A 15104-nucleotide genomic window follows, 5' to 3' on the forward strand; every position below is an offset into this window, starting at 1 on the left:
GCATAACCTCCTATGAAAACGCCGGCCTGGAGGACGGCTAAATACGTCAGCTTCAAAGGGCTCGCTGCCTGCCTTAGAACAATGCCAGCTTCCGCATGGCTTCCATGATTTTATCCGTATTCAAGAGGAAAAATTTCTCCATCGGAGGATTCATCCCTACAGCCGGCACATCGGGCGCGCACAGCCGCATGATCGGCGCATCGAGCTCGAACAGAAGCTCTTCCGCGATGATCGCGGAAACCTCCGCGCCGACTCCGCCGGTTTTGTTGTCTTCATGAATAATTAATACCTTGCCGGTTTTGCTTGCTGCTTTCAGAATCGCTTCTTTATCAAGCGGTTGAAGGGTGCGCAAATCCAGAATATGCGCACTGATGCCTTCCTTGTCCAGCTCTTCCGCCGCTCTCATCGCATATTGCACGGTCAGTCCGTAGGAAATCACCGTAATATCGGTGCCTTCCCGTTTCACGTCGGCCTTGCCGATCGGTACGATATAATCGTCTTCCGGCACCTCGCCCGTGATTCCCAGGTAGCATTTTTTATGCTCGAAATAGAGAACCGGATCAGTATCACGAATCGCCGCTTTGAGCAATCCTTTGGCATCATAAGGGGTAGACGGGGCAACGATCTTCAATCCGGGAATGCCGAAAAATACGGACTCCGGACACTGCGAATGGTAAAGGGCCCCACCCCCTGTCGCTCCGTAAGGCGCGCGTATGACGATCGGACAGTTCCAATCGTTGTTGGAGCGGTAGCGGATCAAAGCCGCCTCGCTGATGATCTGGTTCGTAGCAGGAAAAATAAAGTCCGCATACTGCATCTCGGCTACAGGCTTCATGCCGTACATCGCCGCGCCAATCGCCACTCCTGCAATGGCCGATTCCGCCAGCGGCGTGTCCATTACGCGTTCTTCCCCGAACTGGTCGCGCAGCCCTTTGGTCGCATTCATGACGCCGCCCTTGCCAACATCCTCGCCGAGAACGAACACATCTTCATCCCGTTCCATTTCTTCTTTCATTGCCGTACGAATGGCTTCCAAATAGGTTATGACGGCCACGATGATTATACCTCCCCTGAATCGGCATACACATGCCGCAGCGTATCTTCCGGTTTCGGAAACGGCGCTTGCTCGGCGTAATTCGTCGCCTCGGTCAGTTCCGCTTTGATTTGTTCCATCAGTTCGGCATCCCGTTCTTCGCTCCATACACCGCATTCGATCATATACCGCCTGAATCCAATGAGACCGTCTTTGGCACGATTCTCCTCGACTTCTTCCTTGGTCCGGTAAAGCAGATCGTTATCGGAAGTAGAATGCGGCGGGATGCGGTACATGACCGCTTCAATCAATGTCGGCCCTTCACCGCGAATGGCCCGCTCGCGTGCTTCCCTGACCACGCGGTACACCTCCAGCGGATCCCGGCCGTCTACCTTGATACCCGGAAATCCGTAGCCGACAGCCCGTTCCGCAATGCTTCCGGCCGTCTGTTTGTGAAGCGGGGTCGAAATCGCATATTGATTGTTTTCGCACATGAAAATAACCGGCAGCTTATGTACGCCTGCAAAATTGCAGCCTTCATGAAAATCGCCCTGGTTGCTGGAACCGTCTCCGAATGTCACGAACGATACGAAGTTTTGACGCTTCATCTTTGAAGCCAGCGCAAAGCCTACGGCATGCGGCACCTGCGTCGTTACCGGACTTGACCCCGTGACGATGTTCAGCTTCTTATGGCTGAAATGCCCCGGCATTTGCCGGCCGCCGCTGTTCGGATCTTCAGCCTTGGCGAAGACCGAAAGCATAAGCTCCCTGAGCGTCATTCCGATGGTTAGAACGAATCCGTAATCGCGATAGTAAGGGAGGAAATAATCTTTTCCCTTTTGCAGCGCGAATGCGGCAGCCACCTGCGCCGTTTCCTGTCCGATGCCGGATACGTGAAACGCAATTTTCCCGGAACGCTGCAAAACAAACCCTCTCTCGTCGAACATTCGGGCCTTCAGCATATATGTGTACATCTCAATGATTTGATCGTCGCTCAAACCAAGCTGCCGATGTTTGGTTATTTGTCCGATGGACATGGGGCAGACGCCTCCTTATCATCATCACCTAATATTATTACCAGGTGCTAGTACTTGACACTATATATATTATAAACCGTTTGGTTTATGAACACAATTTCAATATTTCAAGTACGATTAAACGACAATAGCCTTCCCGTCAACGGCCAGCATGGCGTCGCCCAATATTTCGGACAAGGTCGGATGCGGATGAATCGTTTGTCCGACTTCCCAAGGCGTCGCCTCAAGCAGTTGCGCCAGCGCCGCTTCCGAAATCAGATCGGTTACATGAGGACCGATCATGTGCACACCCAGTATATCATTTGTTGCAGAGTCGGCAATCACCTTCACAAAACCGTCGCTTTCTCCGTAAACGAGCGCCTTGCCAAGGGCCTTAAAGTGCACCTTGGAGGTCTTGATTTGATGACCGCGTTCTATCGCCTGCCGCTCGGTAAGTCCGACGCTCGCCGTTTCCGGACGCGAGTACACGCAGCGTGCAATCTGGTGGGAAGCGTAATGATGGACTGTATGCCCGCATATATGCTCAGCCGCGGCGATGCCTTCGTGGCCCGCCGCATGAGCCAGCTGCAAGCCGCCGACGCAGTCCCCCACCGCATAAATGTGCAGCTCCGCCGTCTGCATCACGTCGTTGACACGAATATAGCCGCCTTCAACTTTGACGTCGGTATTCTCCAGGCCGATCCCTTCGACGTTGGCCTGACGTCCCACGCACACGAGTGCGATCTCCGCTTCCAGCATATGCCGCGCTTCCTTGTGCTCAACGGCGAGCTGTACTCCGGAATCGCTCTTCTGCAGCGTATCGGCCAGTACCTTGGCACCGGTCCTTACGGTTACTCCCCGTTTCTTAAGCAGACGTTCAAGCTCGCGCGATACCTCCTCGTCTTCTCCCGGAAGGAGCCTCGGCGCATATTCCACAACCGTAACCTGAACGCCGAAATCGCTGAGCATGGATGCCCATTCCACTCCGATCACGCCTCCGCCGATAATCACAGCCGACGCCGGAAGCTTCTCCAGACGAAGGGCATCGTCACTGTTCAGCACGCGAACCCCGTCCGTATCCAAACCCGGAAGACTCCGCGGGCGCGAACCTGTGGCAATAATCAGCTTCTCCGGCACCAGCGTCAGGATTTCCCCGTCCTCCTGCTCCACCGATACACTGCCGCTGCGCGGCGAGAAAATAGAAGGGCCGATGATTCTGCCTATTCCTGAATATACGGTAATTTTATTTTTTTTCATTAAATATTGAAGTCCGTTATGCAGCTGTTCAACGATCCCGTTTTTGCGGGAGATCACTTTTCCGAAATCGACCCGGACTCCGTCGGCCTCAATCCCGAATCGCTCACTTTCCTTCATCGCTGCATACACTTCCGCGCTCCTTAAAAGCGCCTTGCTCGGAATACAGCCGCGGTGAAGACAGGTTCCGCCCAGCTTGTCCCGTTCGACGATGGCCACATTCTTTCCAAGCTGAGCAGCGCGAATCGCTGCCGAATAACCACCGATGCCTCCGCCAAGGACTACGATATCAAAAGCATGCGTCGTCATTATATTCCCTCCGAAACTATGATTCTTCTATTTTAACCATATTCGTCTCAAGAAATATAGTCCAATTTGTGAAAAGGCATGAAATGTTCTTGAAGTTATGGTAACGTTAATGACATAGAACGTTTTATCGGAAAAAGAAGGAGCCGCACATGAAAGTCACCTTATACCGATTTATCGCCATGCTGCTGTTGGTCATTCCGGGCCTGATGGCGACCTACGGATTTCTGGCCATGAAGGATGCCTGGTTCGCCCAATTCGATCAAACGGCTGCCGATCCGGGAATTCTCTGGGGCAAGATGATTCTCGGGTTGATTTTATTCGGAGTGGGGGTCGCCTTTATCGGAGGATGGATTTTTTTTCGCGACCGCAAGCACAATTATGTCGCCCCCAGATTTCGGGAAAAACGTAAAAAGGGATAGCCGTACAAGGCTGTCCCTTCATTCGTTATACCCGTTCCCGTCCGGCACCGTCCAGCCAGCGCAAAAACCGGTTTGTCTCAATCAAGCTGCTTAAAGAGCGGCGCCACGTTAACATATGCAAGGCGACGAACACAGCAAGGGCAGCCCCTTGAAAGAGCTCCGGCGTCAGTCTTACGATGCCGATGCCAAGCGCAAAGCCGAGCAGATTGGCGCCGGTATCGCCAAGCATGATCCGCCCCTTCAAGTCAAGCGGAGCAAGCAGCAGCGCGCCGACAAGGACCGGCGCCAGATTATGCCACAGCTGCGCCCCTCCCGGGGCTGCATCTGTTGCCATAAGAAAGCTGCTCCAGCCGATCATCCCCATGAAAAAGAAAAACATTTTCAACGCCCTGCCGGGACGGACATCAAACAAGTTAACGCCGTTCGTTGCGAGGAGCACGAGCAGGAGCTGGCGCGGCAGGTCCCACAAGCTGTCTTGGTCCGGCAGCAGAACAAGAAGACCGGCCAGGCCGGCCGCCGCGGCTTTCAGGATTCCGGTCGTGATGCTGCGTTCTCTCTTCCACGCCAGCCAGTGGCCGCGTATGCCTTTGGTTCGCTTATCGCCCTTCACATCGTCTAAAAAACCCGCAAAGCAAATGATGCTCAGGGAGAGCACCCATACCGCATCCGGATTCCAAATGCCGGTGAAATTGTCTATGACAAAACTGGCCAGAAGAAGAAGCCAGATGAGCAGCCCCCCGGCTGTAGGAATGGAGTCCCCGGTATAGTTGCGTTCGGTAATCCCGTGCTCCTGCAAAAACCGCAAGCTGCCGGGCATAAGCAGGCGGCCGATAGCTAACAGCGCCGTTACGGGCAAAATCCACTCCAGGACAAAACCAGTCAACATACCGGTTTCCTCCAGCATTCCCATAACGCGAGACCGACGGCAACGAACTGTTTGCCGCGGTGCACAAAGCCGCCCCAATCCCTTCCTGTTTCCCTATGGCCAAAAGGCACAGCGAGCTCCATCACACGATAACCGAGCTTGACGGTATCGATCAGCATGCCTACTTCTACCCCAAATCCGGTGTAAACACGTCCACAGCGCTTCCATACTTCCGCCCTTACCGCGCGCTGACCCGATAACGGGGCTAACGATGAATAACCGCTTAAAGCTTTCACTCCGCGCGATGCGAGACCTTTTACCAGTCCGAAGCCTGCGGGCTTGTTGACCTGCGGAAGACGTGCAACCGTCAAGTCGGCCTGATTTTGGACTAACGGTTCCAACAATACGGGAAAGCAGGATGCGGTTTCTCCCAAATCCGCATCCAGAAATACAAAAATTTCTCCCCCGGCAGCCCGGCAGCCCGCTGACATCGCAGCCGCCTTCCCTCTGTTAACCGGAAAACCGATAACCAGATCCGCCCACGGATAAGCAGCCGCTCTAGTGTCATCATCACTTCCGTCATCGACGACAATAAGCTGAAACTTAAGCGCGCGGGGCTTCGCCCCTTCTATTGTTGATATGACCCGGTCCACCGCCTTCAGCGTTGCGGGAAGACGTTCCGCTCCATTCCAAACGGGAATAATGACGGATACAAGTGTCGTCACATTCGCCCCTCCTTGTAAATCTAGAACCAGGATCGAACAAAAGATTGCCAAGCCCTGCCGATTCTGAGCGGTTTCATTGTCTCGCCGTTCGGGTACAGCCGGCTGATTCCCCTGGCGTCAATCAGCTTGCTGCCTACCTTCATGCGTACAAGCCAAGTGCTTCCCATGCCTTTACGGCCTTTCTCAAGAAAATCCTGCATATGGCTGTGCAGGCCGACGGCAACGATTTGTTCGCATCCCCCGTCATAAGCCAGCAACAGCGCAGCGTCCTCACTGGTCCCGCCGCTTGGCAAAAGCACTCCCGACAAATGCAGCCTGTGCAGCCGTTCCAAGCCTGGAGCTGTTCCGTCGATGTAGCTATGTACGATAAGCTCGGCACCGGAGCATAAAGCCCGATCCGTCACGCTATCCATATCCCCGATAATCAGCCGCGGAGCGTACCCGAGCTCAAGCAGCGCGTCAGCTCCGCCATCGACACCGATGAGCACCGGATCCTCTCGCTGTATGTAAGCATGTAAAGCCGCCAGGTCTTCCTTATATCCGTTTCCCCTAACGACGATAAGGGCGTGCTTCCCTTTCAGCTTCGTTCGGAGAGACAGGCAGGTGAGCGGGTCAATCAGCCAATCTTTCTCTTGATTGGCATACCGAAGCGTGTTGTCGATAAATTCCCGGAGCCGAACGGGCTCCGCTTTTCGTGCGGCACGATAAGCCTCCAGCCACATTTGTCTGGTGAATCTTTTGCAGGGAAGGAAGGCATGGCCCAGATCGATGCCGTTCTCGGTTATGACGAGTTCGGGGGTTCCGCTTAAAAGCTCGAAGAATTCCGGAGCCGTTTCCAGCAGCGGCAGCCCTGCATCAAGAAGCAATAAGCCCGCCCGGCTTGCGAAGGTGCCGGTAGTGGTTTTGCCTGTATTAATCACCGCCTTAACCTTGGCAGCGATTAATCCCCGTACCGCCAACTCGTCCAAATCGTCGTGCGCGATAACGGCTATGCTGCCTGGACGAATTCTCTGCAACAGCTGCTTCGTGCTGCGGTCCGCTTCCACTTTTCCTTTCATGGGCCAACGTTCCGGTGTGCCATTCCATTTCATGATCACAATCACCCGTTTTCCGACGAAATAAATTGACGGGTAGGCTTCCCCATAGTCGGCAGATTCTTCGCATGTGACCAGCACCTGTCTTCTAAGCATCCGCCTTGCCGAGGATGTCTGTTTGCTGCATAAGGGTGAAGCCTCCTTCAATATTTCTTTTAACGTTCCCAATGCATCTTTCAAGTATGCAGCAAAAAAACGGCATCCTCTTTCGATACCGTTAGATTTCCATCAACCAATCACCCGACAAATCATTTCGATTTATCGGGTGATGGATTGGATGTGAAGAATATAAACTTTTTAAATGGCAGTAACCAACTATTCCAGTTAATCCTTACCCTTTCAAGAAACCTTATGCTCGATCCGCAGCTTATCCGCCACCATCGCGATGAATTCGCTGTTGGTCGGCTTTGCTTTGGAGATATTGATCGTGTAGCCAAACAAATGGCTAATGCTCTCGATATTGCCGCGCGTCCATGCGACCTCAATCGCGTGGCGAATCGCGCGTTCGACGCGGCTCGGCGTGGTTTTGTATTTCTCGGCAATCGCAGGATACAGCGTTTTGGTGATGGCCCCGAGAATTTCAATATTGTTGTACACCATTGTAATGGCTTCACGCAAATATTGGTATCCTTTGATGTGGGCAGGAACACCGATTTCGTGAATAATCGAGGTAATGTTGGCATCCAGATTTTTCGCTTTTGGCAAATGAACGATATTGGCTTTCGCTTGCATTGAAGATGACATCATCGACATCGTTTGGTTAGGGCCCACCAATTGACGAATGCGGTTCGTCAGAATCTCCATGTCGAAAGGCTTCAAAATGTAATAAGAGGCGCCAAGCTGAACCGCTTTCTGCGTAATATTCTCTTGGCCAAAAGCAGTGAGCATAATAATTTTAGGCTGTGGATTTAAATCCCTTTCACGGAGTTTCTCAAGCACACCCAGACCATCCAAATGCGGCATGATAATATCCAGAATCAGCACATCCGGAACTTTGGGGCTTTGCTCGATTAAACGAATAACATCGTTTCCGTTATAGGCTACACCCGTTACCCTCATATCCTCCTGATCATCGATAAATTCAGATAATAAATTGGTGAATTCACGGTTATCATCCGCTAAAAGAACTTCAATAGTTTGCAACAGAAAGCTCTCCCTTCATTTGCGACAATTACGTTAGCATTATTTACCTAATAATATGATTTCGACACACACTTTAAAATTCCTTCTGTCGAATATTATTTTTGTGGATTTTTTATCAGTTTTATTTTATAATAAATAATTTAATTCATTATTATACATTTTTCGACAAACACTTTATTTTCTATATCTGAATTCGCACCAACTATCCTTTCTTCGTTCAGGTAAAAAAAATGAAGGCGATTTAGCTCGCCTTCATTGCTTTTGTTCCTTCCTGATTTCCCGTTGACCGGAGCATAATGCCTGCATCCTGCAGCATCCATTCGATAAAACAACCATAGCCGCTTGTCGGATCATTAACAAATACATGGGTGACCGCACCAATGACCTTGCCGTTTTGAACGATCGGACTGCCGCTCATGCCTTGAACAATTCCCCCCGTTTTTTCCAGAAGACGGCTGTCGGTAATTTTGATGACCATTCCTTTGGTTGCAGGGTACTCTTGTTTGGCCACATGGATGACTTCAATATCGAATTTCTCGACTTTTTGGCCTCCGATCACGGTATAAATTTGTGCAGGACCTTCTTTGACTTCCTCCGCAAAGGCTACCGGAAGCACCTTATCGCTCAGACTGTGGGAAGGAGCTTCGTACATCTTGCCGAAAATGCCGAATTGCGTGTTTTTCTCAATATTGCCAATTGCCTTGCTTTCTCTGGAAAACTGGGCTCTTTTTTCACCGGGTTCGCCATTTTGGCTTTTGGAGATGGAGGTCACATTGGAATGAACGATCTCTCCATTACCTACCACAATCGGCGTTTGTGTATCCATGTCAGTAATGATATGCCCCAGGGCGCCATACACGCCTTGATCCGGGGCATAGAATGTCAGCGTACCGACGCCCGCTGCGGAATCACGAATATACAGTCCCAGCCGGTATGCATTATCCAGCAGATCGTAGGCAGGAGTAATTGGAATTTCCAACGTCTGATCACCGCGTAAAATCGTTAAAGAAATGGGTTTTTTACTTTCACCCGCCGCCTTGACAAGCTCAGCTACCTTGCTCACATCGTTTACGGGTTTACCGTCCATTTTGACGATCAAATCTCCAAGCTGGACTTTCGCTTCTTCGCCCGGCGACGTCTTTTTATCCTCCGCAACGGCTACGAGGTGATGACCCACCACCATAATGCCCGCCGACTTCAGTTTTACGCCGATGGTTTGCCCGCCTGGTATGACTTTGAGATCGGGTACGACATTGACCTTTACCGTTTTGAGCGGGATTTTGCCAAACAATTTCAGCTTCATTTCCGCTTGTCCGGCTTTGTAGGATTGTAAAGAAATAGGATAATGAAGATCCACTTGAAATGAGTGCTCGGCGGTTCCGTTCACTTTTAATATTTCCGGATGATTAATGGTCAACTGTGCATTCACCGGCATGGATAGCTGTAAATGGGCTTGTTGTCCGGTAAAAAGTCGAAGCTCCTCGGGGAATGAGGCAAAGCTGCGGAAAGGGGTGGTTAAGCTCCCCCAACAAACGAAGAGGACGAGCAGTAATCCAATCAATCTTTTTCTCTGGTTGGAACTCAATTCGCTCACGCTCCCTTGCTTCCTCTGCATAGCGGCATCTTATCCTGTACACCAACATGATTCAAATACCGCTGATGTGTACCTTTAAGGTAACCCCCGCCCATTTCTTTTATAACACCAAAATGGTGCCACCCCCGTTAGACCATCCTTGCCTTTTTATCATTTGCCAAGGCAAGCATTTCCTGTGCGTGCTGGAGCGTCTTCTCCGTGACCTCTACTCCGCCCAGCATCCGCGCCAGTTCATGAATCCTCTCGTCAGTACCCAGGTCGTCTACATTCGTATATGTCCGGTCGCCATCCGTTGTTTTGTGTATACGGTAATGCGCGTCCGCCATACAGGCCACCTGCGGCAAATGGGTGATCGAGAACACTTGACAGCTCTGCGACAGCTTGGACATTTTCTCAGCAATCGCCTGAGCCGCTCGTCCGCTTACCCCGGTATCCACCTCATCAAAGACGAGAACCGGTATCCGGTCCACCCGGGCAAATATCGATTTCAACGCCAGCATAACCCTCGATATTTCACCGCCGGAAGCGATTTTGCTTAAAGAGCGAAGCGGCTCTCCGGGATTCGCCGAAATCAGAAATTCGACTTGATCGGCACCGTCTCTTGTCAGCTTTCTCCCTTCCACCGGTGCGAAATGCACTTGAAACTGCGTCCTCTCCATATGAAGCTCACGCAGCTCCGCTACAATCTCCGCCGAAAGGCGATCAGCTACGCTTTTTCTTAGGCCGGTCAAATCGTCCGCCAACCGCTGAAGGGCCGCAAATGCCGCTTGTTCCTGCTTTTCCAGCTGCATTAGCTTCTCATCTTTATTCTCGATGAGATCCAGCTCATGCGCAATTTTGTCCCCATAAGCCAAAATGTCGGATACGGTATCTCCATATTTTCTCCTAAGAGACGATATTGTATCCAGTCTTTGTTCGATAAAATCAAGACGAGACGGGTTGAATTCCACCTCGTCCCGGTAATCCCTGATTTGATAGGCCGCATCCTCAAGCTGATAATAGGAACTCTGTACCTGTTCGGCAATAGATTGAAGCTTAGCCGGGTCCAGCCCGGCAATATCCTGAAGCTTCTGCATGGCGCGGCGCACCGAGTCAAGCCCTTTGCCTCCGCCATAGAGAAGATCATAAGCGTCGGCCGCGTTCGAATACAGTTTCTCCGCGTTTCCCAGCTTTTGTTTTTCCTCTGCCAATGCCTCATCCTCACCCGGTTTTAATTGGGCGGCTCGGATTTCCTCAACCTGAAAACGGTACAAGTCCATCATCTGCAAATTTTGCTTGCTCGTATCCTGCAGCTCTCTCACTTGCTTGCGTATGGTTTGATAAGCATCATAAGCTTCTTGATAGGCCTGTCTGGCAGGGGCAATCTCCGCTTCTCCGAACAGATCGAGCCAGCGGAGATGCTCCTCCACCTTAAACAAGGACTGATGCTCATGCTGCCCGTGAATGTTCACGAGCCATTCGCCGACTTCCTTCAGCATGGCCAGATTGACGAGCTGTCCGTTAATGCGGCTAGTGCTTTTGCCTTGCGCCGTAATTTCTCTGCGTATGATAAGATGCTCTTCCGGGTCCGCTTCTATTCCCAACCGCTCCAGAACGGCCCACACCGGATGGCCGGGCTCTATTCCGAACATCGCCTCAATAGTAGCTTTGTCGCTCCCGTAGCGCACCAGATCGGAAGAGGTTCTGCCGCCTGCAATCAGGCTCAGCGCATCGATAATAATCGACTTCCCCGCTCCCGTCTCCCCTGTCAAAACATGAAAACCGTTTTTGCAGTGCAATTCAACATGTTCTATCACCGCCAGATGGCGGATGGACATTTCCAGCAGCATGGTTCACACCTCTTTTGGCTTCATCCGAGCATTCCAAGAATTTGATTGACCACATGCGCGCTTTGGTCTTTCGTACGGCATATAATCAGAATGGTATCGTCGCCGCAGATCGTTCCCATAATCTCGTTCCATTCCAGGCTGTCAATGAGAGCTCCAATGGCATTGGCTGTGCCCGGCAAGCTCTTTAGCACCACCAGATTTTCGGTATGATCGATATGTACAAAATGATCGTTGAGCGCCCTGCGAAGCCGCTGCATCGGATTATAACGCTGATCGGCAGGCACCGAATACTTGTATCTCCCGTCATCGAGAGGAACTTTCATTAAATGCAATTCCTTAATGTCCCGGGAAATCGTTGCTTGCGTTACGTGAAACCCGGCGGTTCGAAGCTGCTCCACCAGCTCATCCTGGGTTTCAATCTCGTTATTTGTAACGATTTCACGAATCTTGATATGTCGTTGGGCTTTCATGGTATCCTCCCTGCTGCGTATATTATATATTATTCATCGTACAGCTGCACAGCGAACACAAAGCAATGAACCTTCCGCTGCTGCAAGTCCACATATAATACACCGGCCGTGTTCGGATACACAAGCTGGTACACCAGCAGCCGTTCACGTATCGAGCTTCCCGTCCACTCCACCGGCTTCCGGTCCTTAGCCAGCTTGACCGTATAGTACAGGCCATTCTTCGAAGCCATATAATCTATAAACAATCGGCTGTGCAGCATTTCCCCATCGTTTACTGAGATTTCAATGGGAATGCGCTTTTTGCCGCTTATGACTTCATAACCGTTCTCTTCCAGCAAACGCGTCGCATCGTCATCAGGCAATTCCTCATCAATCAGAAAATCGAAAGGCGAAGCATTATCCACAGTCTCCCGCATTTTTCCCCGTATATAATAGAAAGCCCATATGGCGAGCACTGCTATGATCAGCACAACGACCGTTCCGTCACCCTTTTGCATGGAATCACCTCGAAATTACTATTCGAGAATCCGCCTTCATAATCCTCTAAAAAGGCAAAAAACTCATCCATTAAGATGAGCTCTGCATGCTTTGCGACTCTTCAACAACCTCGCGGATGCGCTGTTCCAATTCGGAACCGGACCATCCGGGCTCGTCCGTATGGGTTTGGGTCAAATACGCTAAAAACTCGATATTTCCTTCTCCTCCCTTAATCGGGGAGAAAGTAATACCCTTCACGGCAAATCCAATTTCCTGTGCAAACTGAAGAACCGTTTGCAGCACTTCCCGGTGTGTTTCCGGCTCCCTTACCACTCCGGATTTGCCTACCTTCTCTCTGCCTGCCTCAAACTGCGGCTTCACCAATGCAACCACCTGACCCGAAGGGGCAAGCAGTTTTTTTAGCGGTGGCAAAATAAGCTTTAGGGAAATGAACGACACATCGATGCTGGCAAAGGCGGGCACCGGTCCCTTTAAATCCTCCGGCTGTATGTAACGGAAATTCGTCCGTTCCATTACGCTGACGCGCGGGTCTTTGCGAAGCGACCAATCCAATTGATTGTAGCCCACATCGACGGCATATACGTGAGCTGCGCCATGCTGAAGCGCACAGTCCGTAAAGCCGCCGGTAGACGCGCCAATATCCAGCACAGTGATACCCTGAAGATTAATATTGAAAGTCCGAAGCGCTTTTTCCAGCTTCAATCCGCCGCGGCTTACGTAAGGATGCACCGCCCCTTTGACGACAATTCTGGATGAGCGCGGGATTTTCGTGCCGGCTTTATCCACCGGCTCATCCTCCACAAGCACCAGGCCGGCCATAATCGCCGCTTTCGCTTTTTCTCTTGTTTCAAACAAACCGCGCTCGACCAGCAGGAGGTCGAGCCGTTCTTTATCCGCTTTGTCTGCTGCCATGAATAGCTCCTTACATCTTACGCCCGCTGTTTTTTGCGCGGGACGAGCGATTGCAGCTCGGTTATCAGCCGTTCTGCCGTCAATCCCACTTCTTGACGCTGTTCCTTCACAGAGCCATGCTCCACGAAATAATCGGGAACGCCGATCAGCTTTATCCGCATGCCGTATATATTATTCAGAGAATAATACTCAAGCACGCCGCTTCCGAAACCGCCCATTTGGGCGCCTTCCTCGAGCGTGACGACCGGGATATCTTCCTTCGCGAGCTGCATCAGCACAGCTTCGTCCATCGGCTTGATAAACCGGGCATTGACGACCCGAACCTGAATACCTTCCTTGGCAAGCTGCTCTGCCGCTTCAAGCGCAAGCGGAATCATCGGTCCGACGGCCAAAATCGCTGCATCCTTTCCCTGCCGCAAAACTTCCCACGTGCCGATCGGAATCGGACTCACAGGCTCATCCGTGGATACGCCCAAGCCGTTAACCCGCGGGTAGCGTACGGCAATCGGCCCGTCATCATAATCAATCGCCGTTTTCATCATGTGCCGCAGCTCGTTCTCGTCCTTCGGCATCATCAGGACCATATTCGGAATGCTGCGCAGGTAGGCGATATCATAAACCCCCTGATGGGTTTCTCCATCCGGCCCAACGAAACCCGCGCGGTCAATCGCAAAGACGACATTCAGGTTTGCCCGGCAAATGTCGTGCACAACCTGGTCATAGGCCCGCTGCAGGAAGGTGGAGTAAACCGCAAATACCGGCTTCAAGCCAAGGCTGGCCAAGCCTGCCGAGAAGGTGGCCGCATGCTGCTCCGCAATGCCGACATCGTACATGCGGTCCGGAAATAATTTGGCAAACTCAAGCAAACCCGAGCCTCCCGGCATGGCCGGCGTAATCGCTACGATTCGCTTGTCTTGACGCGCAAGCTCGATCAAGGTTTCGCCGAACACTTCTGTATACATAGGCGGCCCGACGGATTTGAGCACTTGACCGGATTCAATCTTGTACGGAGTAATCCCGTGCCATTTGTGCGAATCCGCTTCGGCAGGAGAGTATCCCTTCCCCTTGAGCGTAATGACGTGAACGAGTACGGGGCCGTTTACTTTGTCCGCTTGCTTCAAGGCTTCCAAGAGCAGCGGCAGATTATGGCCGTCCACTGGTCCAAGGTACGTAAAGCCGAGCTCCTCAAACCATACCCCCGGAACGACTAAATATTTGAAGGAATCCTTTAAACGTTCCGCCGTTTTGGCCAGAGTCCCGCCAATCGCCGGAATTTTTTTGATCAGATGCTCGAATTCTTCCTTGGCTTTAACATAATGACGGTCTGAACGGATGCGCCCCAAATAGTTATGCAGCGCGCCGACATTCGGGGCGATGGACATTTCATTATCGTTCAGAATGACCATCAGCTTTCTTTTCTCGTGCCCGATATGGTTCAGCGCTTCTAACGCCATCCCTCCGGTAAGAGCCCCGTCGCCGATGATCGTAATGACGCGATTCGATTCTCCGTTAAGATCGCGGGCTACCGCCATCCCCATCGCAGCGGATAAGGACGTACTGCTGTGACCGGCTTCCCATACGTCATGCTCACTCTCGGAACGCTTCACAAAACCGCAAAGGCCCTTGTATTTACGCAGCGTATCGAACTTATCCTTGCGTCCAGTCAATATTTTGTGAACGTAGGATTGATGCCCCACATCGAATATGAATTTATCTTTCGGACTATCAAACAAATAGTGCAGAGCAATCGTTAACTCGACAACACCAAGGTTGGGCGCGAGGTGACCGCCGGTAGCCGAAAGCTTTTCGATCAGAAACTTTCTTGTTTCCGCTGCCACTTGCTCCAGCTGTTCTACTGTAAGACCCTTCAGGTCCTCAGGCTGATGAATTTGATTGAGCAGCACGCTTGTTCCCCGCTTTCCATGGTAAAATAGTCAATCCAA

Annotated in this window: 14 protein-coding genes; 1 reads left to right on the forward strand and 13 read right to left on the reverse strand. The window is 51.5% G+C overall.

Annotation, left to right across the window (positions count from 1 at the left end; genetic code table 11):
• Window positions 1-73: 73 nt before the first annotated feature.
• The 3 genes from IJ22_RS11615 to lpdA form a co-directional block, all read right to left on the reverse strand.
• Window positions 74-1054 carry an alpha-ketoacid dehydrogenase subunit beta gene (locus tag IJ22_RS11615; RefSeq protein WP_062408922.1) on the reverse strand — a complete coding sequence of 327 codons (981 nt, stop codon included), beginning with the start codon at window positions 1052-1054 and terminating at the stop codon, window positions 74-76.
• A 5-nt stretch (window positions 1055-1059) separates the two neighbouring features.
• Complete coding sequence (locus IJ22_RS11620; protein ID WP_054817765.1) at window positions 1060-2070, reverse strand: thiamine pyrophosphate-dependent dehydrogenase E1 component subunit alpha; 1011 nt, start codon at window positions 2068-2070, stop codon at window positions 1060-1062.
• 117 nt (window positions 2071-2187) lie between these two features.
• Entirely contained in the window at window positions 2188-3612 is a 1425-nt protein-coding gene (gene lpdA, locus IJ22_RS11625) for a dihydrolipoyl dehydrogenase (protein WP_062408923.1), read from the reverse strand.
• Window positions 3613-3761: 149 nt separating this feature from the next.
• On the opposite strand from lpdA, the gene IJ22_RS11630 reads away from it, so the two are divergent.
• On the forward strand, window positions 3762-4031 hold the full coding sequence (locus IJ22_RS11630) for a DUF2627 domain-containing protein (protein ID WP_062408924.1): 270 nt from the start codon (window positions 3762-3764) through the stop codon (window positions 4029-4031).
• A 25-nt stretch (window positions 4032-4056) separates the two neighbouring features.
• Here IJ22_RS11630 and IJ22_RS11635 read toward each other — a convergent pair whose 3' ends face one another.
• From IJ22_RS11635 to dxs, 10 genes are all read right to left on the reverse strand, one after another.
• Window positions 4057-4917, reverse strand: a complete 861-nt coding sequence (locus IJ22_RS11635; RefSeq protein WP_062408925.1) for a hypothetical protein — start codon at window positions 4915-4917, stop codon at window positions 4057-4059.
• Entirely contained in the window at window positions 4911-5621 is a 711-nt protein-coding gene (locus IJ22_RS11640; RefSeq protein ID WP_062408926.1) for a glycosyltransferase family 2 protein, read from the reverse strand. The genes IJ22_RS11635 and IJ22_RS11640 overlap by 7 nt, the downstream gene beginning before the upstream one ends.
• 20 nt (window positions 5622-5641) lie before the next feature.
• On the reverse strand, window positions 5642-6811 hold the full coding sequence (gene steA, locus IJ22_RS11645; RefSeq protein ID WP_235594310.1) for a putative cytokinetic ring protein SteA: 1170 nt from the start codon (window positions 6809-6811) through the stop codon (window positions 5642-5644).
• 243 nt (window positions 6812-7054) lie between these two features.
• A complete protein-coding gene (spo0A, locus tag IJ22_RS11650; RefSeq protein ID WP_054817761.1) occupies window positions 7055-7858 on the reverse strand; it encodes a sporulation transcription factor Spo0A in 804 nt (267 codons plus the stop codon).
• 241 nt (window positions 7859-8099) lie between these two features.
• Window positions 8100-9443 carry a SpoIVB peptidase gene (spoIVB, locus tag IJ22_RS11655; protein WP_201023633.1) on the reverse strand — a complete coding sequence of 448 codons (1344 nt, stop codon included), beginning with the start codon at window positions 9441-9443 and terminating at the stop codon, window positions 8100-8102.
• A 137-nt stretch (window positions 9444-9580) separates the two neighbouring features.
• The gene (recN, locus tag IJ22_RS11660) at window positions 9581-11281 is read right to left on the reverse strand and encodes a DNA repair protein RecN (RefSeq protein ID WP_062408928.1); all 1701 of its coding nucleotides are present in this window, start codon (window positions 11279-11281) and stop codon (window positions 9581-9583) included.
• A gap of 20 nt (window positions 11282-11301) precedes the next feature.
• Window positions 11302-11751 carry a transcriptional regulator AhrC/ArgR gene (ahrC, locus tag IJ22_RS11665; RefSeq protein WP_054817786.1) on the reverse strand — a complete coding sequence of 150 codons (450 nt, stop codon included), beginning with the start codon at window positions 11749-11751 and terminating at the stop codon, window positions 11302-11304.
• A gap of 29 nt (window positions 11752-11780) precedes the next feature.
• On the reverse strand, window positions 11781-12248 hold the full coding sequence (locus IJ22_RS11670; RefSeq protein ID WP_062408929.1) for a hypothetical protein: 468 nt from the start codon (window positions 12246-12248) through the stop codon (window positions 11781-11783).
• Window positions 12249-12318: 70 nt separating this feature from the next.
• Entirely contained in the window at window positions 12319-13161 is an 843-nt protein-coding gene (locus IJ22_RS11675; RefSeq protein ID WP_062408930.1) for a TlyA family RNA methyltransferase, read from the reverse strand.
• 17 nt (window positions 13162-13178) lie between these two features.
• Window positions 13179-15065, reverse strand: a complete 1887-nt coding sequence (dxs, locus tag IJ22_RS11680; protein ID WP_062408931.1) for a 1-deoxy-D-xylulose-5-phosphate synthase — start codon at window positions 15063-15065, stop codon at window positions 13179-13181.
• Between the last annotated feature and the right edge of the window lie 39 nt (window positions 15066-15104).

It is taken from the genome of Paenibacillus naphthalenovorans (assembly GCF_001465255.1).
Lineage (GTDB): Bacteria > Bacillota > Bacilli > Paenibacillales > NBRC-103111 > Paenibacillus_G > Paenibacillus_G naphthalenovorans.